Origin of the sequence: Exiguobacterium alkaliphilum 12/1, from assembly GCF_000714435.1 — a bacterium.
GTDB classification, from domain to species: domain Bacteria; phylum Bacillota; class Bacilli; order Exiguobacteriales; family Exiguobacteriaceae; genus Exiguobacterium; species Exiguobacterium alkaliphilum.
The window spans coordinates 1-2,801 of sequence record NZ_JJMW01000003.1 but is presented as its reverse complement, the minus strand read 5'-3'; the positions used below and the strand labels follow the sequence as shown (position 1 = coordinate 2,801).

Here is a 2,801-nt window from a genome sequence, read left to right as displayed (position 1 = left end):
TTGTTCCTTGAAAACTGAAGATTCATCAAGACATCAAACCAAAATTTCACATATGGTCCGTGAGGACCGTGTGTCTTAGACGCTAGATCAAGGTAGAAAGGGCGTACGGTGGATGCCTTGGCACTAGGAGCCGATGAAGGACGCGACGAACAGCGAAATGCCCTGGGGAGTGGTAAGTACACTTTGATCCAGGGGTATCCGAATGGGGGAACCCACCGCCGGGAGACTGGCGGGACACCCGTGTGAATACATAGCACGGCGTGAGGCAGACCCGGGGAACTGAAACATCTAAGTACCCGGAGGAAGAGAAAGAAAATTCGATTCCCTGAGTAGCGGCGAGCGAAACGGGAACAGCCCAAACCAGGAAGCATGCTTCCTGGGGTTGTAGGACACTCTATACGGAGTTACAAAGGGATAGGATAGGTGAACGACCTGGAAAGGTCGGCCAGAGAAGGTGACGGCCCTGTAGCCGAAATCCTGTCCCCTCCAGAGTGGATCCTGAGTACGGCGGGACACGTGAAACCCCGTCGGAATCCGGGAGGACCATCTCCCAAGGCTAAATACTTCCTAGTGACCGATAGTGAACCAGTACCGTGAGGGAAAGGTGAAAAGCACCCCGGAAGGGGAGTGAAACAGATCCTGAAACCGTATGCCTACAAGTAGTCAGAGCCCGTTAACGGGTGATGGCGTGCCTTTTGTAGAATGAACCGGCGAGTTACGATGGCGGGCGAGGTTAAGCCGAAAAGGCGGAGCCGCAGCGAAAGCGAGTCTGAACAGGGCGCATCAGTCCGTCGTCGTAGACCCGAAACCAGGTGATCTACCCATGTCCAGGATGAAGGTCAGGTAACACTGACTGGAGGTCCGAACCCACGCACGTTGAAAAGTGCGGGGATGAGGTGTGGGTAGCGGTGAAATGCCAATCGAACCTGGAGATAGCTGGTTCTCTCCGAAATAGCTTTAGGGCTAGCCTCGAGGTGAAGAGTTCTGGAGGTAGAGCACTGATTGGACTAGGGGCCCCCACAGGGTTACCGAATTCAGTCAAACTCCGAATGCCAGTGACTTGTACTCGGGAGTCAGACTGCGAGTGATAAGATCCGTAGTCGAGAGGGAAACAGCCCAGACCATCAGCTAAGGTCCCCAAGTGTATGTTAAGTGGAAAAGGATGTGGCGTTGCACAGACAACTAGGATGTTGGCTTAGAAGCAGCCACCATTCAAAGAGTGCGTAATAGCTCACTAGTCGAGTGACGCCGCGCCGAAAATGTAACGGGGCTAAACATACCACCGAAGCTATGGATCCCGTAAGGGATGGTAGGAGAGCGTTCCAAGCAGCAGTGAAGCGGTATCGTGAGGAGCCGTGGAGCGCTTGGAAGTGAGAATGCCGGTGTGAGTAGCGAAAAGAGGGGTGAGAATCCCCTCCGTCGAAAGCCCAAGGTTTCCTGAGGAAGGCTCGTCCGCTCAGGGTTAGTCTGGACCTAAGCCGAGGCCGAAAGGCGTAGGCGATGGACAACAGGTTGATATTCCTGTACCGCCGTACCACCGTTTGAACGATGGGGGGACGCAGAAGGATAAGGTAACCGTGCGACTGGAAGTGCACGGACAAGCAGCGAGGCCGTCGGGTTGGCAAATCCGCCCGGCATACAAGGTCGAGCTGTGACGTGGAGCCCGTAGGGCGAAGTACCGGATTTCACGCTGCCAAGAAAAGCCTCTAGTAAGGAGGTCGGCGCCAGTACCGTAAACCGACACAGGTAGGCGAGATGAGAATTCTAAGACGCGCGGGATAACTCTCGTTAAGGAACTCGGCAAAATGGTCCCGTAACTTCGGGAGAAGGGACGCTTATGGCAACATAAGCCGCAGTGAATAGGCCCAAACGACTGTTTAGCAAAAACACAGGTCTCTGCTAAATCGCAAGATGAAGTATAGGGGCTGACGCCTGCCCGGTGCTGGAAGGTTAAGGGGATGTGTCATCGCAAGAGAAGCACTGAACCGAAGCCCCAGTAAACGGCGGCCGTAACTATAACGGTCCTAAGGTAGCGAAATTCCTTGTCGGGTAAGTTCCGACCCGCACGAAAGGCGTAACGATTTGGGCACTGTCTCAACGAGAGACCCGGTGAAATCATAGTACCTGTGAAGATGCAGGTTACCCGCGACAGGACGGAAAGACCCCATGGAGCTTTACTACAGCCTGATATTGAGGCTTTGTACGCGATGTACAGGATAGGTGGGAGTTTGTGAAGCCGGAGCGCCAGCTTCGGTGGAGACACCCTTGGGATACCACCCTTTGCGTATAGAGTCTCTAACTCGCAGCCGTGATCCGGCTGGAGGACCGTGTCAGGTGGGTAGTTTGACTGGGGCGGTCGCCTCCTAAACAGTAACGGAGGCGCCCAAAGGTTCCCTCAGAATGGTTGGAAATCATTCGAAGAGTGCAAAGGCAGAAGGGAGCTTGACTGCGAGACCTACAAGTCGAGCAGGGACGAAAGTCGGGCTTAGTGATCCGGTGGTTCCGCATGGAAGGGCCATCGCTCAACGGATAAAAGCTACCCTGGGGATAACAGGCTGATCTCCCCCAAGAGTCCACATCGACGGGGAGGTTTGGCACCTCGATGTCGGCTCATCGCATCCTGGGGCTGGAGTAGGTCCCAAGGGTTGGGCTGTTCGCCCATTAAAGCGGTACGCGAGCTGGGTTCAGAACGTCGTGAGACAGTTCGGTCCCTATCCGTCGTGGGCGCAGGAAATTTGAGGAGAGCTGTCCTTAGTACGAGAGGACCGGGATGGACGCACCGCTGGTGTACCAGTTGTTCC

At 54.9% G+C, this 2,801-nt stretch carries 1 rRNA gene; it reads left to right on the top strand.

Annotated elements, in window-relative coordinates:
* Positions 1 to 85: 85 nt before the first annotated feature.
* Positions 86 to 2,801 (top strand): 23S ribosomal RNA (locus RT52_RS00120); the annotation flags it as partial.